The 21,398-nt window shown below is 64.0% G+C and carries 17 protein-coding genes, 1 tRNA gene and 1 other RNA gene; 4 read left to right on the top strand and 15 right to left on the bottom strand.

Annotated elements, in window-relative coordinates; all coding sequences use genetic code 11:
* Nucleotides 1-4: 4 nt before the first annotated feature.
* The 4 genes from alaS to WFR25_RS10090 form a co-directional block, all read right to left on the bottom strand.
* Entirely contained in the window at nt 5-2,677 is a 2,673-nt protein-coding gene (gene alaS, locus WFR25_RS10105) for an alanine--tRNA ligase (protein ID WP_336970640.1), read from the bottom strand.
* Nucleotides 2,678-2,742: 65 nt separating this feature from the next.
* Nucleotides 2,743-3,999, bottom strand: a complete 1,257-nt coding sequence (locus WFR25_RS10100; protein WP_336974832.1) for a M24 family metallopeptidase — start codon at nt 3,997-3,999, stop codon at nt 2,743-2,745.
* The gene (locus WFR25_RS10095; protein WP_336970639.1) at nt 3,986-4,612 is read right to left on the bottom strand and encodes a glutathione S-transferase family protein; all 627 of its coding nucleotides are present in this window, start codon (nt 4,610-4,612) and stop codon (nt 3,986-3,988) included. Before WFR25_RS10095 ends, WFR25_RS10100 begins: the two co-directional genes overlap by 14 nt.
* A 176-nt stretch (nt 4,613-4,788) precedes the next feature.
* Nucleotides 4,789-6,885: a malate synthase G gene (locus WFR25_RS10090; protein ID WP_336970637.1), complete on the bottom strand. Its 2,097-nt coding sequence runs from the start codon at nt 6,883-6,885 to the stop codon at nt 4,789-4,791.
* A gap of 100 nt (nt 6,886-6,985) precedes the next feature.
* Here WFR25_RS10090 and WFR25_RS10085 point away from each other — a divergent pair, with 100 nt between their 5' ends.
* The 4 genes from WFR25_RS10085 (at nt 6,986) to WFR25_RS10070 (ending at nt 12,275) form a co-directional block, all read left to right on the top strand.
* Complete coding sequence (locus WFR25_RS10085; RefSeq protein ID WP_336970635.1) at nt 6,986-7,909, top strand: LysR family transcriptional regulator; 924 nt, start codon at nt 6,986-6,988, stop codon at nt 7,907-7,909.
* Nucleotides 7,910-7,920: 11 nt separating this feature from the next.
* Nucleotides 7,921-10,188, top strand: coding sequence for an NADP-dependent malic enzyme (locus WFR25_RS10080; RefSeq protein WP_336970633.1), 2,268 nt, complete (start codon nt 7,921-7,923; stop codon nt 10,186-10,188).
* A 65-nt stretch (nt 10,189-10,253) separates the two neighbouring features.
* Entirely contained in the window at nt 10,254-10,934 is a 681-nt protein-coding gene (locus WFR25_RS10075) for a L,D-transpeptidase family protein (protein WP_336970631.1), read from the top strand.
* Between the two features lie 147 nt (nt 10,935-11,081).
* Complete coding sequence (locus tag WFR25_RS10070) at nt 11,082-12,275, top strand: MFS transporter (RefSeq protein ID WP_336970629.1); 1,194 nt, start codon at nt 11,082-11,084, stop codon at nt 12,273-12,275.
* Between the two features lie 24 nt (nt 12,276-12,299).
* On the opposite strand, the gene WFR25_RS10065 is transcribed toward WFR25_RS10070, so the two are convergent.
* The 11 genes from WFR25_RS10065 to WFR25_RS10015 all read right to left on the bottom strand — a co-directional run bounded on the left by WFR25_RS10065 (nt 12,300) and on the right by WFR25_RS10015 (nt 21,390).
* Nucleotides 12,300-12,839 (bottom strand): hypothetical protein, encoded by a 540-nt coding sequence (locus tag WFR25_RS10065; protein WP_336970627.1) that lies wholly within the window; start codon nt 12,837-12,839, stop codon nt 12,300-12,302.
* Nucleotides 12,826-13,197 carry a phosphoribosyl-AMP cyclohydrolase gene (gene hisI, locus WFR25_RS10060; RefSeq protein WP_336970625.1) on the bottom strand — a complete coding sequence of 124 codons (372 nt, stop codon included), beginning with the start codon at nt 13,195-13,197 and terminating at the stop codon, nt 12,826-12,828. The genes WFR25_RS10065 and hisI overlap by 14 nt, the downstream gene beginning before the upstream one ends.
* A 181-nt stretch (nt 13,198-13,378) precedes the next feature.
* Nucleotides 13,379-14,425, bottom strand: coding sequence for a Glu/Leu/Phe/Val family dehydrogenase (locus WFR25_RS10055; protein ID WP_336970623.1), 1,047 nt, complete (start codon nt 14,423-14,425; stop codon nt 13,379-13,381).
* 105 nt (nt 14,426-14,530) lie between these two features.
* Nucleotides 14,531-14,607: transfer RNA gene (locus WFR25_RS10050), tRNA-His, on the bottom strand.
* A 274-nt stretch (nt 14,608-14,881) separates the two neighbouring features.
* Entirely contained in the window at nt 14,882-15,154 is a 273-nt protein-coding gene (locus tag WFR25_RS10045; protein WP_336970621.1) for an HU family DNA-binding protein, read from the bottom strand.
* A 165-nt stretch (nt 15,155-15,319) separates the two neighbouring features.
* Nucleotides 15,320-17,716 (bottom strand): endopeptidase La, encoded by a 2,397-nt coding sequence (gene lon, locus WFR25_RS10040; protein WP_336970619.1) that lies wholly within the window; start codon nt 17,714-17,716, stop codon nt 15,320-15,322.
* Nucleotides 17,717-17,854: 138 nt separating this feature from the next.
* Nucleotides 17,855-18,178, bottom strand: a complete 324-nt coding sequence (locus tag WFR25_RS10035; protein ID WP_336970617.1) for a YbaB/EbfC family nucleoid-associated protein — start codon at nt 18,176-18,178, stop codon at nt 17,855-17,857.
* Nucleotides 18,175-19,797: a DNA polymerase III subunit gamma/tau gene (locus WFR25_RS10030; protein ID WP_336970615.1), complete on the bottom strand. Its 1,623-nt coding sequence runs from the start codon at nt 19,795-19,797 to the stop codon at nt 18,175-18,177. The genes WFR25_RS10035 and WFR25_RS10030 overlap by 4 nt, the downstream gene beginning before the upstream one ends.
* Nucleotides 19,798-19,922: 125 nt before the next feature.
* Nucleotides 19,923-20,020: signal recognition particle sRNA small type (gene ffs, locus WFR25_RS10025), an RNA gene on the bottom strand.
* A 42-nt stretch (nt 20,021-20,062) separates the two neighbouring features.
* Complete coding sequence (gene blaSGM / locus WFR25_RS10020) at nt 20,063-20,995, bottom strand: SGM family class A beta-lactamase (protein ID WP_336970613.1); 933 nt, start codon at nt 20,993-20,995, stop codon at nt 20,063-20,065.
* A 59-nt stretch (nt 20,996-21,054) separates the two neighbouring features.
* Entirely contained in the window at nt 21,055-21,390 is a 336-nt protein-coding gene (locus WFR25_RS10015; protein ID WP_336970611.1) for a 2Fe-2S iron-sulfur cluster-binding protein, read from the bottom strand.
* Nucleotides 21,391-21,398: the final 8 nt, after the last annotated feature.

Genomic DNA, 21,398 nt, shown 5'->3' with positions numbered 1-21,398 from the left:
CTGATCAGGCGGATATGGTGGCCAGTACGGCCCTCACCGCGTCGATCGCCGCTGCGGCCTTGTCGCCATCGGGGCCACCGCCCTGCGCCATGTCGGGACGGCCGCCACCACCCTTCCCGCCCAGCGCTTCCACGCCTGCGCGGACCAAATCGACGGCGCTGATCGTGGCGGTCAGGTCGTCGGTGACACCTACGGCGATGGTCGCCCGGCCTTCGACGACGGCAAGGACGGCGGAAACGCCGCTGCCCAGCGTCTTCTTGTTGCCATCGACAATGCCGCGCAGTTCCTTGGGATCCAGGCCTTCGATCACTTGCGCGAGGAAGCTGATGGTGCCGACCTTTTCCGGTCCGGCCGCAGCCGCCGCCGATCCACCGCCGCCAAGCGCCAGCGCCTTCTTTGCCTCGGCCAGTTCGCGTTCCAGCTTGCGGCTCTGTTCGACCAGCGCGGCGATGCGCGCGGGCACTTCGTCGGGCGTGGTCTTGAGCGTCGCGGCGGACTGACGCAGGCGATCCTCGCGGTCGGACAGCCAGAGGCGCGCGGCTTCCCCGGTCAGCGCCTCGATCCGGCGCACGCCGCTCGATACCGCGCTTTCGCCGATGATCTTGAACAGCGCGATATCGCCGGTGGCGCGGACATGGGTGCCGCCGCACAGTTCGACCGAATAGCTGTGCCGATCCTCCTCAAGAGCGTCCCCCTTCCCCATGGAAAGGACGCGGACTTCGTCGCCATATTTCTCGCCGAACAGCGCCAGCGCGCCCGCACCGACCGCATCATCGGGCGTCATCAGGCGGGTCGTGACCTCCTGATTATGCCGGACCTGCGCGTTCACGTCCGCCTCGACCAGCGCGATCTGCGCATGAGTCAACGCTTCGGGATGGGAGAAGTCGAAGCGCAAGCGGTCAGGCGCGACGAGGCTGCCCTTCTGCGTGACATGCGCGCCCAGCCGGTTGCGGAGGGCCGCGTGCAGCAGATGGGTGGCGCTGTGATTGGCGCGCAGGCGGTCGCGGCGATCGACGTCGACCGACAGATGCACGGTGTCGCCTATCTTGAGCGCACCAACGCCGATCTTTGCCTTGTGCGCGTGCAGGCGGCCCAGCGGCTTGCCCGTATCCTCGACATCGGCGGTCATGCCGCCTTGCGTCGTAATGGTGCCCGCGTCGCCCATCTGGCCGCCGCTTTCACCATAGAAAGGCGTCTGGTTGGTGATGACAAGCACGCTGTCGCCTGCGCCTGCGGCATCGACCCGCGCGCCATCCTTGACGATGGCCAGAACCTCGCCCTCACCCTCGGTCGAGGAATAGCCGATAAATTCGGTGCTGCCGAGCGTTTCGGCAATGTCGAACCAGACATCGTCCGACGCCTTTTCGCCCGATCCCTTCCACGCGGCGCGCGCCGCCGCCTTCTGCTCGGCCATCGCCGTGTCGAAGCCGCTGCGATCGACCGACAGGCCGCGTCCACGCAGGGCGTCCTCGGTCAAATCATAAGGGAAACCGAATGTGTCATAGAGCTTGAACGCGGTTTCGCCGGGCAGGGTATCGCCCTCGCCCATGTCGCCGGTGGCTTCATCGAGCAGGCGCAGGCCATTTTCCAGCGTCTTGCGGAAGCGCGTTTCCTCGCGCAGCAGCGTTTCCTCGATCAGCGGCTGGGCGCGGACGAGTTCGGGATAGGCCGCGCCCATTTCCGACACCAGACTGCCGACCAAGCGGTACATCAGCGGGTCTTTCGCACCGATGATGTGCGCGTGGCGCATGGCGCGACGCATGATCCGGCGCAGCACATAGCCGCGGCCTTCATTTGCAGGCAGCACGCCGTCCGCGATCAGGAAGCTGGTCGAGCGGAGGTGATCGGCGATGACGCGATGACTAGCCTTGTGCTCGCCGTCGGTCGGGGTCTTCGACAGCGCGCCGCTCTCGGCGATCAGCGCCTTGAACGTGTCGGTGTCATAATTGTCGTGAACGCCCTGCATGACGGCGGCGACGCGCTCCAGACCCATGCCGGTATCGATGCTGGGCCGCGGCAGTTCGCCGACGATCTCATTCGCTTCCTGCTCATATTGCATGAAGACGAGGTTCCAGATCTCGACGAAACGGTCGCCATCCTCCTCCGGCGATCCGGGGGGGCCACCCCAGATATGATCGCCATGGTCGTAGAAGATTTCCGAGCAGGGACCACAGGGGCCGCTGTCGCCCATCGCCCAGAAATTATCCTTCGTCGGGATGCGGATGATGCGATGTTCGGGCAGGCCCGCAATCTTCTTCCACAGGTCGAACGCTTCGTCGTCGGTGTGATAGACGGTCGCGGTCAGCTTGTCGGCGGGAATGCCCCATTCCTTGGTCAGCAGCGTCCAGGCATGGGTGATCGCCTGTTCCTTGAAATAATCGCCGAAGCTGAAATTGCCCAGCATTTCAAAGAAGGTATGATGCCGCGCGGTGTAGCCGACATTGTCGAGATCATTATGCTTGCCGCCCGCGCGCACCGATTTCTGGCTGGACGTAGCGGTCTTGTATGGGCGCGTTTCCAGGCCCGTGAAGACATTCTTGAACGGCACCATCCCCGCGTTGACGAACATCAACGTAGGGTCGTTGTGCGGCACCAGAGGGGCCGACGGGACGATGGTGTGGCCTGCGCCCGCGAAATAATCGAGGAAGGAGCGGCGGATGTCGTTGGTCGAAGTCATGCGCGCGATTTAGGCGAGAGCGTCCCGGCGCACAAGCGGGGCTTTTCACCGAAACCGCACCAAAATCAGCCGATCGGGTCATCCAGAGAGGCTGGCGGCACCGAAAACCACTTCGGTCCCTGCGGAGTCATGTGGAAACAATCCTCCAGCCGGACCCCAAAACGACCCGGCAGATAGAGACCCGGCTCGTTGGAAAAGCACATGCCGACGTCCAGCGGCGTTGCTTCTCCATGCACCAGATTGACCGGCTCATGCCCCTCCATGCCGATCCCGTGGCCGGTGCGGTGGGACAGACCGGGCAACTGGTAGCGCGGCCCATAGCCTAGCTGTTCATAATGGCGGCGGACGGCATCATCGACCGATCCGGCGGGCACGCCCAGCTTGGCCGTGGCGAACGCGATCTTCTGACCGGTCGCCACAGCGTCCCAGACCTTGCGCTGCTCCGCCGAGGGGGCTGCGCCATGCACGAAGGTGCGGCTGATATCGGATTGATAATCCTCGACCGTGCAGCCGCAATCCATCAGCACGACTTCGCCCGGCCGAACCGCCTGTGGCTTGCCCGAGCCGTGCGGATAGGCAGCGGCTTCGCCAAGCAAGATCAGGTTGAACTCTACTTCGCCGCCCAACGCCTTGGTCGCGGCAGCCATCAGCGCGCCGATATCCGCCGGGGTCATGCCCGCCTTCACTTGGGGAATGGTCCAGCGATAGGCGGCCATGGTCACATCGGCCGCCTTTTCCATCAGCGCAATTTCGGCGGCGGTTTTCCGCATGCGGATGGCGCGCGTGACCGGGTCTTTGACGATCGTTGCATTTGGCAGCGCGGCCTTCAGGCCATCGACAGCGAAATAGCGCACCGTTTCCTCGATGCCGATCCGGCCCTTTGCCAGCCCCTTCTCCGTAAGGAAGCCGGCGACCAGCGCCAGTGGATTTTCGTCCTCCTGCCAGACGCGAATTTCCGCCGGGATTTGCAGCGATTCGTCGATCGAGGGTTTTTCGAAAAAAGGGCAGACGATGATCGGCGCGCCCTGCGCCGGGATGACCGCCGCCGTCAGCCGCTCACTACGCCACCAGCGCACGCCGGTATAATAGATAAGCGAGGCGCCCGGTTCGACCAGCAGGGCGTCGATGTCCTGCGCCTGCATCATCTTCTGCGCGCGGGCCAGCCGGTTGGCGCGCTCGGCCCGGCCGGTCGGTACCGCGTCGCCGGTAATGGGTTTCAGCGCTTCGCCCGCCCGTTCCTGCGCGAAGAGGCGTGGCGTCAGGGCGAGGCCGCCAGCAACGAGGCCGTATTTCAAGAGCGCGCGGCGATCAGGCGTAAGCATAGGGGCCACCGGCTTTCAGCGCGGCCTGATAACCGGGTCGGGCGTGCATCTCTTCGCGCCAGCGGATCAGGTTCGGGCGCGAACCGTCCAGTCCGCCGCGTGAGCGAGAGGCCTCCAGCGGAAAGCTCATCATGACGTCGGCGGCGCTGAAATCGGCGCCCGCGAAATAGGGGCGCGCGGCCAGTTCGCTTTCCAGCCAGTCGAGATGTTCGCCCAGCATCGCCAGCACCGGCCCGCGCGCAGGCCGCCCGAGCAAGCCCAGCTTGCCAACCACCAGCAACGCCAGCAGCGGCGGCATCATCGACCCTTCTGCATAATGGAGAAATTCGCGCCAGCGGATTGCACCATCCGCGTCAGCGGGGGGACCGAACCGCCCTCCTGCGCGCGTGACCAGATATTCGACGATCGCGCCCGTCTCGATCAGGCGGCGGCCATCGACTTCGACGACAGGCGACTTGCCTAGCGGATGAATGGCGCGCAACGCCTTCGGCGCGCGCATCGTCCGGGGATTACGCTCGTAACGCCGCACTTCATAGGGTTCGCCCAGTTCTTCCAGCAGCCACAGGATGCGCTGTGATCGGCTGTTTTCCAGATGGTGGACGATGATCGTCATGGTGACTCCTATGTGGTCCGCCAAAGAGGGCTAGCGGAGCCATGGAGCATTGCCAAGGCAGGAGGTTCGCGCCCCTCGCCCGTTCGTGTCGAGCGCAGTCGAGACACCCTCGCGCACAGGCTTCTCGACTTCGCTCGAAGCGAACGGGAAATTGGATCAGCGGATAGAGGGAACCGTCAGGCGGCGGCCTTCACCTTCGCACGGAAGGCATGGAGCAGCGGTTCGGTATAGCCATTTGGCTGGGCGATGCCCTCGAACACCAGCGCGCGTGCTGCCTGAAAGGCCAGGCTTTCCGCCTCATGCCCCGCCATCGGGCGATAGAGCGGATCACCCGCATTCTGGGCATCGACCTTCGCCGCCATGCGCGTGAGGGCTGCATCCGCCTGCTCCGCCGAGCAGACGCCGTGGAGCAGCCAGTTCGCCATATGCTGCGAGGAGATACGCAGCGTCGCGCGATCCTCCATCAGCCCGATGTCATGGATGTCCGGCACCTTGGAGCAGCCGACGCCCTGATCAATCCAGCGGACGACATAGCCCAATATGCCCTGCGCATTATTGTCCAGTTCGGCGGTAATTTCCTCCGCAGACCAGTTCCGGCCATGCGCCAGCGGGATGGTGAGCAGCCTGTCGAGCGACGCGACCGGCTCCGCGCCGCGTTCGGCCTGCCGGGCGAACACATCGACCCGGTGATAATGGGTGGCGTGCAGCGTCGCCGCCGTGGGCGATGGCACCCAGGCGGTATTGGCGCCGGTCCGGGGATGGCCGATCTTCTGGTCCAGCATGTCGGCCATGCGATCGGGCGCGGCCCACATGCCCTTGCCGATCTGCGCACGGCCCGACAGGCCGCAGGCAAGGCCGATCTGGACATTGCGATCCTCATAGGCGGCGATCCAGTCCGCACCCTTGATATCGCCCTTGCGCAGCATCGCGCCGGCCTGCATCGACGTGTGCATCTCGTCCCCCGTGCGGTCGAGGAAGCCGGTGTTGATGAAGACGATGCGATCGCGAACGGCATGGATGCAGGCGGCAAGGTTGGCGGAGGTGCGCCGTTCCTCATCCATCACGCCGACCTTGATCGTGTGGCGGGACAGGCCCAGCAAATCCTCGATTGCGTCGAACAGGCGATTGGTCAGGGCCGCTTCGTCGGGGCCATGCATCTTGGGCTTGACGATATAGACGCTGCCCGCGCGGCTATTGCCGCCTTCGCGTTGCAGGTCATGCATCGCGATCAGGCTGGTGAGGATGCCGTCCAATATGCCCTCGGGCACCTCGCTGCCATCGGGCAGCAGGATGGCGGGCGTGGTCATCAGATGGCCGACATTGCGGACGAAGAGCAGGCTGCGCCCCGGCAAGGTGAAGGCCGTGCCGTCTGGCGCGGTGTAGCTTCGGTCGGGGTTGAGCGACCGGGTCATCATCGCGCCGTTCTTCTCGAACGTGTCGATGAGGTCGCCCCGCATCAGACCAAGCCAGTTGGCATAGGCCGCAACCTTGTCCTGCGCGTCGACCGCAGCGATGGAATCCTCCAGATCGCAAATGGCGGTCAGCGCGGATTCCAGGATAACGTCGGCGATGCCTGCTGGATCATCCTTGCCGATGGGATGGCCGCTGTCGAAGACGACCTCGATATGCAAGCCATTGTGCCGAAACAGGCGGCCCTTTTCGGACTGTCCTAGATATTGAGCGGGGTCGGCCAAGATGATGTCGTCGCTGGTCAAGTCCGCCCAGCCACCCGACGCCAGCGGAATAGCCTCATCCAGAAACGCCTTGGCCCAGGCGATGACCTGCGCGCCGCGCGCCGCGTCATAGCCCTTGCCCGCCGCCGTACCGGGGATGGCGTCCGTGCCATAAAGGGCGTCGTACAGGCCGCCCCAACGCGCATTGGCGGCGTTCAGCAGGAAGCGGGCGTTGAGGATCGGCACAACCAGTTGCGGCCCCGCGAGGCGGGCAACCTCGTCATCGACATTTTCGCTACCGATGGTGAAGGGCGCAGGCTCCGCGACCAGATAGCCAATGTCGCGCAGGAAAGCCTGATAGTCGGCCATGTTGATCGGTTGACCGGCGCGCGCTTCATGCCAGTCGTCAATCTGCGCCTGCATCGTATCGCGAACGGTCAGCAATGCCGCATTTTCCGGCGCGAAGCGGGCAAAGATGGCGGCTGTCCCTTGCCAAAAAGCATCGGCGCTGAGGCCGGTTCCGGGCAGGGCGCGCTGATCGACAAAGGTCGCCAGTTCCGCCGCGACCTTCAGCCCTGCCTTGTCGATACGTTCCACCATCAGACCACTCCTGCCCATATTTGTGAGCCATCCTATAGACGGCCTGCATTACCATCGATAGATGATAAGATATAAAATCAGAATTTCTTCAGGTGAAATTATGATGGACCCGGATTATGATCTGTTCACCGCCATCGTCGAGGAAGGCGGACTGTCCGCAGCGGGACGAAGGCTGCATATTTCCGCCGCAATGGTGTCGAAGCGCCTCGTGCGACTGGAGGAGCGGCTGGGCGCGCGCCTGATCCATCGCACCACCCGCCGTCTGGCGCTGACCCCGGCGGGCGAGCAATTGCATGGCGACCTGCGCGGCATCATGGCGGCACTGGACGAGGCGGAACGGCGAGTGACCGGCGCGCTTGCCATCGCATCGGGGCCACTGACCGTCACCGCCCCCACCTCCTTCGGGCGGATGCATATCGCGCCTTATGTCGGGCATTTTCTGGATGCCCATCCGCGCGTGACGCTGAACCTCGACCTATCGGACGATTTCGTCGACCTGCTGCAAAGCCGCGCCGACCTGGCCATCCGCATCGCGGCCGATCCCGGACAGGGGATGACGGCGCATCGTCTGGCCACCAACCGCCGCATCCTGTGCGCCGCGCCCGCCTATCTCGACCGCTTCGGCGCGCCTGCCACACTCGCCGATCTTAAAGCGCACCGCCTGTTGGCAGCGAACGGCCAACTGCCATGGCGGCTGGTGGGTCCCGATGGCCCGGTCAGCGTAGAGGGGATCAGCCATGTTCGCACCAACAGCAGCGAAGTGGTGCGCGAACTGACACTGTCGGGCGTCGGCATCGCGTTGCGCTCGCTCTGGGACGTCAGCGGCGCGCTGGCGCGGGGCGAGGTACGGCAGATCCTGCCCGACCATGAGGGGTCCGCCGATGTCGGCCTGTTCGCGGTCCACCCGCCCCAGCCCACGCCGCCGCTGGCGCTGACCGCCTTCATCGAATTTCTGGCCGCCCTTTATGCGCCAATCCCCCCCTGGCAGCGCGAAGCCATTGCCCCCGGCCAGCGTCGCCCCTAAAGGCTCATCACATGGACGATAATACACGCCGCGCCGCCCTCGACTATCACCGCCATCCGCAGCCGGGTAAGCTCAGGATCGAGCCGACCAAGCGCATGGTCAACCAGCGCGACCTTGCGCTGGCTTATTCGCCGGGCGTCGCGGCGCCCTGCATGGAGATCGCCGCCGACCCGGCCAAGGCGCTGGACTATACCGCACGCGGCAATCTGGTCGCGGTCATCTCCAACGGCACGGCGGTGCTGGGCCTTGGCGCGATCGGCGCGCTGGCCTCCAAGCCGGTGATGGAGGGCAAGGCCGTCCTCTTCAAGAAATTCGCCGGTATCGACGTCTTCGATATAGAGGTCGACACGACCGACCCCCAGCAGTTCATCGACGCGGTGGCGTTGCTGGAACCGACCTTCGGCGGCATCAACCTTGAGGATATCAAGGCGCCTGAATGTTTCGAGATCGAGGCCGCGCTCAAGAAGCGCATGAATATCCCGGTCTTCCATGACGATCAGCATGGCACGGCGATCGTCGTTGCCGCCGCCGTCCGTAACGCGCTGGTGCTGCAAGGACGCAGCCTTGCCGACGCACGGCTGGTCACGTCGGGCGCAGGCGCGGCGGCGCTGGCCTGCGTCGACCTGCTGGTGTCGATGGGCCTGCCGGTCGAGCATGTCACGCTGACCGACAAGGACGGCGTCATTCATTCGGGCCGCGAAGGCATGTTGCCCAACATGGCCCGCTATGCCCGCACCACCAACGCCCGGACGCTGCCCGATGTGCTGCCGGGCGCGAACGTCTTTCTGGGCCTGTCCGCGCCGGGCGTGCTGAAGGCCGAATGGCTGCCGCTGCTGGCGGACAAGCCGCTGATCTTCGCGCTGGCCAATCCCGAGCCGGAAATCCTGCCCGATGTCGCCCGCGCTTCGCGCCCCGATGCGATCATCGCGACGGGCCGGTCGGACTATGCCAATCAGGTCAATAACGTCCTGTGCTTTCCCTATATCTTCCGGGGGGCGCTGGACGCGGGCGCGACCGAGATTAACGAAGCGATGAAGGTCGCCGCCGCCGAAGCCATCGCCGCCCTCGCCCGCCTGCCCGCGCATGACAGCGTGGCGCAGGCTTATGGCGGGCGCAAGCTGGTGTTCGGCCCGGACTATATCATCCCGACCCCCTTCGACCCCCGCCTGATCGTCAAGATCGCGCCCGCCGTGGCGAAGGCCGCGATGGACAGCGGCGTCGCGACCAAGACGCTCGACCTCGACGAATATGCCCGCAGCCTGGAACAGCAGAATACGCGCTCCGGCCAGTTGATGATGCCGGTGTTCGAGGCCGCGCGCGGCACCAACCGCCGCATCGCCTATGGCGAGGGTGAGGATGAGCGCGTGCTGCGCGCCGTGCAGGATGCGCTGAACGACGGGCTTGCCCGGCCGACCATCATCGCGCGCCGCCGCATCCTGAAGGAAAAGCTGCCCGAGCTGGGCCTCAGCTTCGAACTCGACCGCGATGTCGAGGTGGTCGATCCCGAAACCGACCATCATATCATGGGGCCACTGGTCGACGCCTATCGCCAGATCGCGGCGCGCAAGGGCGTGCCGGAGGGCGAAATCCTGCGCCATGTCTATCGCCGCCCCACCGTCACCGCCGCCATGCTGCTGCGCACCGGGCGGGTCGATGCCGCGCTGGTCGGCGGCAATTCCGAATATTGGGGTCAGGTCGAGCATGTCCTGCGGATCATCGACCGGGTGCCGGGGCATGAGCGCGTCTATGCCCTGTCTGGCCTGATTCTGGACGCGGGCGCGCTGTTCATAACCGACAGCCATATGGTGCCCGATCCCACGCCGCAGCAGGTGGCGGAAATGACGCTGCTTGCCGCCGACGAGATACGGCGCTTTGGCCTGGAGCCGCGCGCGGCCCTGCTCTCCCACTCCAATTTCGGCGCATCGCACAGTCCGAGCGCGCGCAAGATGCGCGAAGCATTGCGGATCGTCCGCGCTGCCGCGCCGACCCTGTCGGTCGACGGTGAAATGCACGCCGATGCCGCGCTCAGCCAGTCGCTGCGGGAGCGGCTGGTGCCCGATTCACAGTTTGAGGGACCGGCCAATCTGCTGGTCATGCCAAATCTGGACGCGGCCAACATCACGCTGACGGCACTGGCCGCCTCGTCCAGTTCGCCCACGGTTGGGCCGATGCTGATGGGACTTGCCCAGCCTATCCATGTGCTGACACCGGGGGTCACGTCGCGCGGCATCCTCAACCTCACCACCATCGCGGCGGCGGAGTGCATGCGGGAGAGCTGATCCCTACCGAACCTTAACCATTTTGCGCGATAATGGCCCGTCAACGCGACGGGAGCGACGCACCAATGGCCGGTATTTTTTCTTCCCTGGTCCGCAGCATCGGGCCAAAGCTGGCAATCGGCGGCGGCGCGATGGCACTGTTGGTCGCCTTCACCGGCCTGTCCGAACGCGCCCCATACGAACCCGCACCTCCGGCCAAACCTCTGCCGAAGCCACAAACTGTCGCCGCGACGTCGACTGCCCCGGTCGAACGATCGCGCGATCAGCCTGTGCAGATCGCCCCCAGCGCTCTGGTGGTAAAGCGCGTCCTGCCCATTACCGCCCCCTTCCGCCATGGCGATTATATGTGGGACGACACCGATGTGCCTGATGGCCGCATAATCGTTACCATAGACCTGAAGGCCCAGACGCTGTCGGTCTTCCGCGACGGCTATGAGATCGGCGCTGCGGTCATCATCTATGGCGCGGACGACAAACCCAGCCCGCAGGGGGCCTTCCCCATTTCCCAGAAGGACGCAGACCATGTGTCCAACCTTTATAATGCGCCCATGCCCTATATGCTGCGGCTAACCAATGACGGCGTCGCCATCCATGGCAGCGACGTGAAATGGGGCAACGCGACCCATGGCTGCATCGGCGTACCGACAGCCTTCGCCGAAAAGCTGTTCAAGGTAGCGAAACTGGGCGACATCGTCGTCATCACCAATGGCAAGATGCTTGACACGAGCCGCGCCGCGCGGGGTTGAATAGGCTGGAAGCCTGGAAGGCAGATGCATTTCACGCTGCACCCCGTGCAGACTTTGCAAGCGATATAGCGCGATTTCCGGTTGAAATAGCCGTGCGAAAGTCCATTTGAGGACATTCCCGATATTGCATTGCAGCATGGAGCGGTCATGACCGGTACGTCCAAACCCGCCGCCCCGGCACTCGTCACCCTTGCCCTCGCCATGGGCGCTTTCGCCATCGGTACGACCGAATTCGCGGCGATGAGCCTGCTGCCCTTCTTTTCGGTGGGTCTGGGAATCGATACGCCCACGGCGGGCCATGTCATCAGCGCCTATGCGTTGGGCGTGGTCGTAGGGGCGCCGTTCATCGCGGTGCTGGGCGCGCGGCTGCCGCGGCGGACGCTGCTGATCGGCCTGATGACCCTGTTCGCGCTGGCCAATGGCCTCAGCGCGCTTGCCCCCACTTATGGCTGGATGCTGGTCTTTCGTTTCCTCAGTGGCTTGCCGCATGGCGCCTATTTCGGCGTCGCGGCGCTCGTTGCCGCGTCGATGGTGCCAACCGAGCAGCGGACACAGGCCATCGCCCGGATGTTTTCGGGCCTTACCGTCGCAACGATCGTCGGCGTGCCCGTCGCCAACTGGATGGGGCAGGCGATCGGCTGGCGGTGGGGGTTCGGCATCGTCGCCGTGCTGGCGCTGGCGACCGTCACCATGGTCGCGCTGCTTGCGCCCAGGGACCGGCCTGACGCGAACGCCAGCCCACTGCGCGAACTGGGCGCGCTACGCAAAAGCCAAGTGTGGCTGACATTGCTGACCGGCGCGATCGGCTTTGGTGGCATGTTCGCGGTCTATACCTATGTTGCATCGACCATGATCGAGGTGACGCATGTATCGAAGGCGCTGGTGCCTGCCGTGCTGATGATTTTTGGCGTGGGCCTGACGATCGGCACTCTGGTCACGGCGCGTTTCGCGGACCGGGCGCTGTTCCCGACGGTTATCGGCCTCATGCTCTGGAGCGCGGTCGCGCTGGCGCTCTTTCCGCTGGCCGCGCAGAATATCTGGACGCTGGGCCTCGACATTTTCATGATCGGCCTTGGCGGCGGCCTTGGCTCCGTGCTCCAGACACGGCTGATGGATGTCGCGGGCGATGCCCAGACGCTGGCGGCGGCATTGCATCATAGCGCTTTCAACGTTGCCAATGCGCTGGGGCCTTGGTTGGGCGGACTGTCGATCGCGGCGGGGAATGGCCTGGTTTCGACCGGCTGGATCGGCAGCGCGCTGGCTCTTGCGGGCCTGTCCGTCTTCCTGCTCTCGCTGGCGTTGGAGGCCCGGGTCACGCGCGCCCGCCCGCTGCCCTGCTAATCTCTTTCGGCTATTGTCGCGAACCTAACCTTCACAGAGGGCGTTCTCATTGCGATCGCGCACAGTCTTCGCGGCCTGCTCATCCGCTGCGATACGAGGGAAGCTGACCCCTTCAAACGACCCATTGGCATCACATAGTTTCGCGCAAGCGACATCGACGACGCCCGGCATGGCCACGCGATCTCCTTCATATTGCACGACGATCGTGCACTGGCTGCGGCCGGAAAAGCGCAGGATCAGCTTGTCACCCGCGCGTCGGGCAATGCCCGTTCCCCGGCAGGACTCTTCTGCTCCGAACACCGCCTCTACGCCAAATCGATAGCGGCCATCCGTTCCCGGCAGGACGCACAGGCTGTTGCGCCCCGCTTCGTGGCGCTGTTGATACAGGCCCACCGGAGACACGCGAGCGACGTCCGCAACCAACCCACTATCACGCGCGGCCTGCTCCAATGCAGAGGCTGGAGCGGCAGATGCATCGGCATTAATCGACGCGTTGGGGGTGGCCGCCTGCTGCTGGCAGGCGGCAAGAGTCAGGGCTAGCAGAACAAGGCTAATCCGCAGCATCGACTGGCGTCAGTCCATCCACCCCAATCCGGCGAAAGAAGCAGGATCGGGCGCCCGTGTGACAGGCAGGCCCCTTCGCCACAGCCTTGATCCACACCGCGTCCTGATCACAATCGATACGAATATCGCGGACTTCCAGCATGTTGCCCGAGGTTTCGCCCTTTTTCCACAGCGCCTGCCGGCTGCGTGACCAGAAATGGGCAAGGCCAGTCTGGACCGTCAGTTCCAATGCCTGCGCATTCATATGCGCGAGCATCAGCACCTCGCCGTTCCCATCGTCAGTGACGACAGCCGTGATCAACCCCTGTGCATCATAGCGGGGGTCAAGGGTGAAGCCTGTATCGCGTGCGTCGCTCATGACGGCCGCTATAGGGCGGAAAAGACCCGCTGCGAAGCCCGGACGTCACCGGAGTATATGTGAGTTTGCGCATCGGAGTTAAAGCCATGTTTCCGCTCCCAAGCAAAAAAGGCCGCCCGTTCATACGCGAACGGGCGGCCATAGTGTTTGAGAGTGACGCAGGGAGTGCCGCCGCTCTCCGTCAGGCGCGACCGATAAGGCGCTGCGCCATGGCGTCGGCGACATCGGCCGCCGGACGTCCATTGGCCGCACTCTCCGCCCAGATGGCGCGCAGCCGCTCGGGGATCTGCGCGACGCGGGCGTCCACTTCGGCGCGGTCGCCTTGCCCCAGATATTCCAGCGCGACATTGATGATGCCGCCCGCATTGATCACATAGTCCGGCGCATAAAGGATGCCGCGACCATGCAGGCGCGCCGCATCCGCCGGGGTTGCCAACTGGTTGTTCGCGCCGCCTGCTACGACACCGGTCCGCAGCAAGGGAATCGAATGTTCGTTGAGGATCGCGCCCAGTGCATTGGGGCTGAAGATGTCCGCTTCGACACCAATGATCGCTTCGGTCGCGACGACCTGCGCGCCCAGTTCCGCCGCCAGCGCCTTGGCGCGATCGGCGTTGACGTCGGCCAACGTCAGCTTCGCGCCGTCACGCGCCAGATGACGGGCCAGCCCGCCGCCAACGCTGCCCACACCCTGAATGGCGACATGGACGCCCGCCATATCGTCCGTGCCCAGTGCTTCGAGCGCCGCCGCCCGAACGCCCAGATAGACGCCGCGCGCGGTGACGGGACCGGGATCGCCGCCCGCCGCGCCCTCACCCACCGGCAAACCGGAAACGAAGCCCGTCTCACTGCCGATGATGCCCACATCCGCTTCGCTGATGCCCACATCCTCCGCCGTTACATAGCGCCCGCCCAGCGAGTCAATCGCCCGGCCAAAAGCCTTGAGCATCTCAGGCGTCTTGGTGCGCGCGGCATCGGCAAGGATAACGCCCTTGCCCCCGCCCATCGGCAGGCCCGCCATCGCATTCTTGTAGCTCATGCCCCGCGACAGGCGCAGCGCGTCGGTGACGGCATCGGTGCGGTCGGCATAGTGCCAGAAGCGCACCCCGCCCGCCGCCGGTCCCAGCGCGGTGGAGTGGATCGCGATCACCGCCGTCAAACCGCTCGCACGGTCGCGGAAGAGGTGAACACCCTCATGATCATCGAAATCGGCCAGATCCCAGGCAGCCATATGCACCTCGTAATAAAAATACCGATGGCAGCAATAATATAAGCAACGACCAATTACCACCCACCATGTCGGCAGGACGGAATTTTGAACGATAGAAGGGAATGATGGGGCGACCGAGGGGTCTTGAACCCCCGACCTCTGGTACCACAAACCAGCGCTCTAACCAACTGAGCTACGGTCGCCACAGGGCCATATGGCCCGAGAGAGAAAGGGCACATATGCGGCGCGCCCCGGCCCGTCAAGCGGCCTTTTCCCTGTACAGGCCCCGCTTATGGCCATGACCAAAAAAAAGGACAGCGACCTTTTGGTCCCTGCCCCTTTCCTGCCTTGGCGTCCGGGCGGCGGGCGGTCCCTACCGCTTGTCGCCTGCCCTACTCTCCTGAAACTTTTTTTGCGACCGCGACGCCGCGCCTTGTCAGAGCAGGGGCGCATCCGTGAAGGATACGCCCCACTCCATCAGTTGACCGAGTCCTTCAGGCCCTTGCCGGCCTTGAACTTGGGTTGGGTGGATGCCTTGATGGTCATCGTCTCGCCGGTGCGCGGATTGCGGCCGGTCGAGGCCTTGCGCTGCGAAACGGAAAAAGTGCCGAAACCGACCAGGCGAACTTCATCGCCCTTCTTCAGCGCGCCGGTGATGGCGTCGAATACGCCCTCGACCGCCTTGGTGGCATCGCTCTTGGAAAGGCCGCTGCTGTCTGCAACTGCGCTGATGAGATCCTGCTTGTTCATGCCTAGGGAACCCCCTTCTTAGGTTGTTTGATTAGTTTAGGAATCGCGGTTTAAGGCGCGCCAATAAGGCGTAGCTTTCCCAAGCTGTCAAAGGGAAAGCGACAAAGCCCACACGCGACTCGGGAGATTTGAGCAAAGGCGCCCAAAATCCCCCGAAATCAGTTGTTAATGCCGCAGTGCAGCGTCGCCTTCGCGGCCAGATGCTGCCGTCGGCTGCGCCGCGAGGTCATCTTCTTCTGTCCAGGCAATGGCTTCCAGCGGGGAAATCAGCGCGCGCGCCAGCACCTCATCCACATGCGCTACCGGCACGATTTCCAGCCCCTCGCGAATGTTGGCTGGAATCTCTGCCAGATCTTTTTCATTTTCCGCCGGGATCAGCACCGTCTTGATGCCCCCGCGCAGCGCCGCCAGCAGCTTTTCCTTCAAGCCACCGATTGGCAGCACCCGGCCACGCAGCGTCACCTCACCCGTCATCGCGACATCCTTGTGGATCGGAATGCCAGTCAGCGTGCTGACGATCGATGTCACCATGCCGATGCCCGCCGATGGCCCATCCTTGGGCACCGCCCCTTCGGGCAGATGGATATGGATGTCCTTGCGGTGGAAAATGCTCGGCTTGATGCCATAGCCGGGCGAGCGTGCCCGCACATAGGAATAGGCGGCCTGAATCGACTCGTTCATGACGTCGCCCAACTTGCCGGTCGTCTTTACCATGCCCTTGCCAGGCACCGTCACAGCCTCGATCGTCAGCAGTTCGCCACCAACCTCGGTCCAGGCGAGGCCCGTCACAGCGCCGATCTGATTCTCTTCCTCGCCCACACCGTGGCGGAATTTGCGAACGCCGGCATAGTCGGCAAGTGTGTCGGGCGTGATGACGACCTTTTCATAGACGCCCTCGAGAATTTTGCGGAGCGCCTTGCGGGCCAGACGCGCGATTTCGCGCTCCAGCGTGCGGACACCGGCTTCGCGGGTGTAATAACGGATGAGGTCGCGCACGGCCTCCTCCGTCACCTCGAACTCACCCGCTTTCAGACCGTGAGCTTCGATCTGCTTGGACAGCAGATGCCGCTGCGCAATCTCGACCTTCTCGTCCTCGGTATAGCCTTCCAGTCGGATGATCTCCATCCGGTCGAGCAGCGGCTGAGGCAGGTTCAGGCTGTTCGCGGTGGTCACGAACATGATGTCCGAAAGATCGACGTCGATCTCCAGATAATGGTCCTGGAACTTGCTGTTCTGTTCCGGGTCCAGCACCTCCAGCAGCGCGGAAGCCGGATCGCCACGGAAATCCTGGCCCAGCTTGTCGATCTCATCGAGCAGGAACAGCGGGTTCATGGTGCCCGCCTTCTTCAGGTTGGTCACGATCTTGCCCGGCAAAGAGCCGATATAGGTCCGGCGATGGCCGCGAATTTCGGCTTCGTCGCGCACGCCGCCCAGCGACTGGCGTACAAACTCGCGGCCCGTAGCCTTCGCGATCGAACGACCAAGCGAAGTCTTGCCGACACCCGGAGGACCGACGAGGCACAGGATAGGCCCCTTCAACTTGTTGGTGCGCGCCTGCACGGCCAGATATTCGATGATCCGGTCCTTGACCTTCTCCAGCGCGAAATGATCTTCGTCGAGAATATCCTGCGCCTTCTTGAGATCGGTCTTGACCTTGCCCTTCTTGCCCCAGGGAAGCCCCAGCAGCACGTCGAGATAATTGCGCACGACCGTCGCTTCGGCCGACATGGGCTGCATGCCCTTGAGCTTTTTCAACTCCGCCGTAGCCTTCGCACGGGCTTCCTTGCTGAGCTTGGCCTTGGCGATCTTCTCGGCAAGTTCGGCCAGTTCGTCGCCTTCCTCGCCCTCGCCATTACCCAGCTCGCGCTGGATCGCCTTCAACTGCTCGTTCAGATAATATTCGCGCTGGGTCTTTTCCATCTGTCGCTTCACGCGGCCACGGATCTTCTTTTCGACCTGGAGCACGCCCAGTTCGCCTTCCATGAAGGCGAACACCATCTCAAGCCGCTTGACCGGATCGGCCTCGACCAGCAGCGACTGCTTGTCCGCAACCTTGACATTGATATTCGCGGCAACGGCGTCGGCCAGACGCCCGGCATCCTCGATCTCGCGCAGTTGTACCGGCGTTTCGGCGGGCAACTTCTTGTTGAGCTTGGCGTAATTTTCGAACTGCTCCGCAACGGAGCGCATCAGGGCGGAGGCTTCCGGCCCCTCCGCCACGATATCGTCGACCAGTTCGATCTCGGCGATCAAATGCGGGCCGTCTTCGGCAACGCTGTGCAGTTGCGCGCGCTGCTTGCCTTCCACCAGCACGCGGACGGTGCCGTCGGGCAGCTTCAACAGTTGCAGCACCGTCGCGATGACGCCGGTGTCATAGAGCGACTCGCGGCCCGGATCATCTTCGGCAGGATCAAGCTGCGACACCAGGAAGATGTCCTTGCTGCCTTCCATCGCCGTTTCCAGCGCGGCGACGCTTTTGTCGCGGCCCACAAAAAGCGGAACGATCATCTGCGGAAACACAACGATGTCACGCAATGGCAGCAACGGATAGCTAGTAATCATGCAGTCTCCAGGGACTCGCCTTCATGCGTGTCCACTTCTTGTTCCACCCCTTTATGGGCATGGCAGTTGCGCGGATCAATCACCCTGTCCCTAATAGTGGGCGCATGAACGGGGTGATAACGACCTCCGACTTTTCGTTCAGAAAGGCAGTTTGAAGCCGGGGGGCAATTGCAGGCCGCTGGTCATCTTGCCCATTTCGGCATTGCTGGCCTCATCCGCCTTCTTGCGCGCGTCATTGAGCGCGGCGGTGACAAGATCCTCCAGCATCTGCTTTTCGGACGGCGCGAGCAGGCTTTCGTCGATGTCGATACCGATGATCCGACCCTTGGCCGACGCCTTGACCTTCACCAGACCACCGCCCGATGCGCCCTCAACCTCGATCTTGTCGAGATTGTCCTGCGCGCGGCTCAATTCTTCCTGCACGCGGGTCGCCATGCCCAATATTTCGTTCAGATCTTTCATGTTCCAACGCTCCATTGTTCGGACTGGCCATCCTCGACCAGTTCCGCGCCGGGGAAGGCAGCCAGCGCCGCCTGTACCACCGGGGTATCCAAAATGGCCGCGCGCGCGGTCGCGGCGCGGCCTTGTTCCTGCTGCATCAGCGTCGGTGCGGCGGGACCATCGCTGGTCCGCACCTGCCAGGCGACACCTGTCATCTCGCGCAATGCCTGGGCAAGATCGCGATTGAAATCCGCCGATAGCGGCTGGACCGGGCGGATGTCGATCTCTGGCGGTGCAAAGCGCACCAGGCCGACGCAATCGTGAAGATCCTGCGCCAGTTGCCCGCGGCCCTTCTGCCACAGTGCCTCGATCACATCCTCGAACCGCTCCGGCAGCGTGGATGCTGGCGCGGGTGGCGCTGACGGCGCAACCACTGCCGCACCCGCGACCGCAACAGGCGCACCGCCGCCGTCACGCAGCAACCTTGCCAGTTCACCGGGGTCCGGCATGGCGGCGGCATGGACGATGCGCAGCAGCGCCATCTCGCACGCCTCGATCGGCAGGATCGCGCTCGATACTTCATCATGGCCCTTGAGCAGCAACTGCCACAGCCGATGCAGCGGCCCATAGCCCAGTTGCGATGCCCATTCGGCCAGCGCCTCCCGCTCCTCTGCCGACTGGGCCGGGTCGCCACCGCCCCGTCCGGCCTTCGCCACGGTCACCGCATGAACCAGTTCCAGCAGGCCGCGCATCAACGCCAGCGGCTCGACGCCCAGCGCATATTGATCGCGCACCGCGTCCAGCATCGGCGCGCTTGTTCCACCCAGCAACAGGCCCAGCAAGCGCCGCACCGATCCGCGATCGGACAGACCCAGCATGTCGCGCACCTGCGCCGCCGTCACCATCGGCGCGTCGCCGGTCATCTCGGCATGGGCGATCGCCTGATCCAGTATCGACAGGCCATCGCGCGCCGACCCCTCCGCCGCCTGCGCGATCAGCGCCAGTGCTTCGGGTTCTGCGGCCACCTTTTCGGCCTGCACGATCTTGGCGAAATGCGCGCCAAGCTGGTCCGCCGAAATGCGCCGCAGGTCGAAACGCTGGCAGCGCGAGAGGACCGTCACCGGCACCTTGGTCACTTCGGTCGTGGCGAACAGGAACTTCACATGCGCCGGTGGTTCCTCCAGCGTTTTCAGCAACGCGTTGAAGGCATTGCGGGTGAGCATGTGGACTTCGTCGATGATATAGACCTTGTAGCGCGCGGAGACGGCGGCGTAGCGTACCGCCTCGATAATCTCGCGCACATCGTCGACGCCGGTGTTGGACGCGGCGTCCATCTCGATCACGTCGATATGCCGCCCTTCGGCAATCGCCTTGCAGGGCTCGCACACGCCACAGGGGTCGATGGTCGGCCCACCCTGACCGTCCGGGCCGATGCAGTTCAACGCCTTGGCGATCAGTCGGGCGGTCGATGTCTTGCCGACCCCGCGCACCCCGGTCATCAGAAAGGCATGGGCCAACCGCCCGCGCCGGATCGCGTTGCCCAGAGTCTGGACCATCGCATCCTGCCCGATCAACTCGTTAAAGTTTTGCGGCCGATATTTGCGCGCAAGAACGCGATAGGGCTGTGGGGAATCGGACATGGGTCCAGTTCTAGAGCGAATTCCACGAAGGTGGTATCGCTCTGATTATTTGTTTTCGCGATTTCCCCGACGCTGGCGGTTCCCAGTTGGAAATCGCCTGGCGAGTCGAAGCCCGAATATTGAAAAGAGGTGGGAGCCGGAACGACCCGCAGCAAAATCGTTGTGGCTGCTTCCGTCAGGACCTGACCAAGTTGGCGACGACTACGTCCGCCCGACTCCCGGCCGGGCATATGGCGAAAGGATCGCGCCTACGCAAGAGCCGCGATTAAAGACCACTACGTTCCGCCTTGTTGAGGAAGGAGAGCGCGGCGCTGGCCGCCTCTGCAATCGCTGCCTCAGCCGCCGCCTGATCGACCGTTGGCCGGTCGAGATAGATGGCCAGCAGATATTCCTCCCCCTTGGGCGATTTTACCAGCGCAACGTCATTATAGGCGGTGCCGCAGCTTCCGGTCTTGCTGCCGGAGGTCCAGCCTTCGGGCAGGCCCGCCTTGATCCGCTTGTCGCCCGTGCTGCTGGCGTTGAGCCAGCCCCGGAGCATCTGCGCGCTTTCGGGCTTCAGGTCGCGAAAGATAAGCGTCGCCATGACGCTCGCCATCGCCGCCGGGCTGGTCGTATCGCGCGGGTCGCCCTCTACATTCTCGTTCAGCGTTGGCTCGTTGCGGTCGAGCCGGGTCACTTCGTCTCCATGCGCCCGCAGGAAGCGCGTCAGCCCCTCCGGCCCGCCGATCATCGGCAGCAGCAGGTTGGCCGCACTGTTGTCACTAACCTCGATAGCGGCGGCGGCCAATTCGCTCATCGTCATCCGGCCACGCTTCAAATTCTTCTTCACCACCGGCGCATGGTCGAGCAGATCGTCCTTGCTGAAGGAAATCTGTCCTTCCAGCCCGAATTTACCGCCCTCCGCGCCTGCAAGGATCGCCGCGCCCAGCGGCGCCTTGAAGGTCGAGCATAGGGCGAACCGCTCATCCCGGTTGAAGCCGAGCAGCAGCTTCCCTTCCTTGTCCACCAGCGCCACGCCCAGCCTGCCGCCGGTCGAATCCTCAATCTCCTTGGGATTGCGAATCGCCTTCATCGCCGATTCGGACACGACATAGCGTGGCGCGGGCGGCATCAGCGATTGGCGAACGGCAGGCGCGTCCTGTGCGAGCGCGGCGCTGCTGGCAAGCAGAGTGAGAGGGAGAAGGACAGCTATTTTCATGGATAAACTCTCTGGCGCAGCCGCGATACGCTGTCCACTGGTGGCGCAGGCAGTTCGTCCTACATGCCCTGCATATTATAGAATTCGCCCGGCATCCGCACGGTGATGTCCTCAAGCGCCTCATCCAGCGTGATCTGACAGGCCAGACGGCTGGTGCGCGTCGCGGCAGCGGCGAGGTCAAGCATATCCTCCTCATCCTCGCTGGCGCGGGTGAGTTTGGCGAAATCATCGGCGTCCACGATCACGTGGCAGGTAGAGCAGGCCATCTGCCCCTCGCATGTGCCCTCCAGCGGCTGGCCGGCGGCCTGCGCCACGTCCAGCAGGACGGCCCCGGCCGGTGCATCGACCTGCTGACGCGTCTGGCCATCTGCGCTGATGAAAGTGACCCGGATCATGACTGGTG

Origin of the sequence: Sphingobium aromaticiconvertens, from assembly GCF_037154075.1 — a bacterium.
Classification (GTDB): Bacteria; Pseudomonadota; Alphaproteobacteria; order Sphingomonadales; family Sphingomonadaceae; genus Sphingobium; species Sphingobium aromaticiconvertens.
This window is presented reverse-complemented; position numbering and strand designations above follow the sequence as displayed.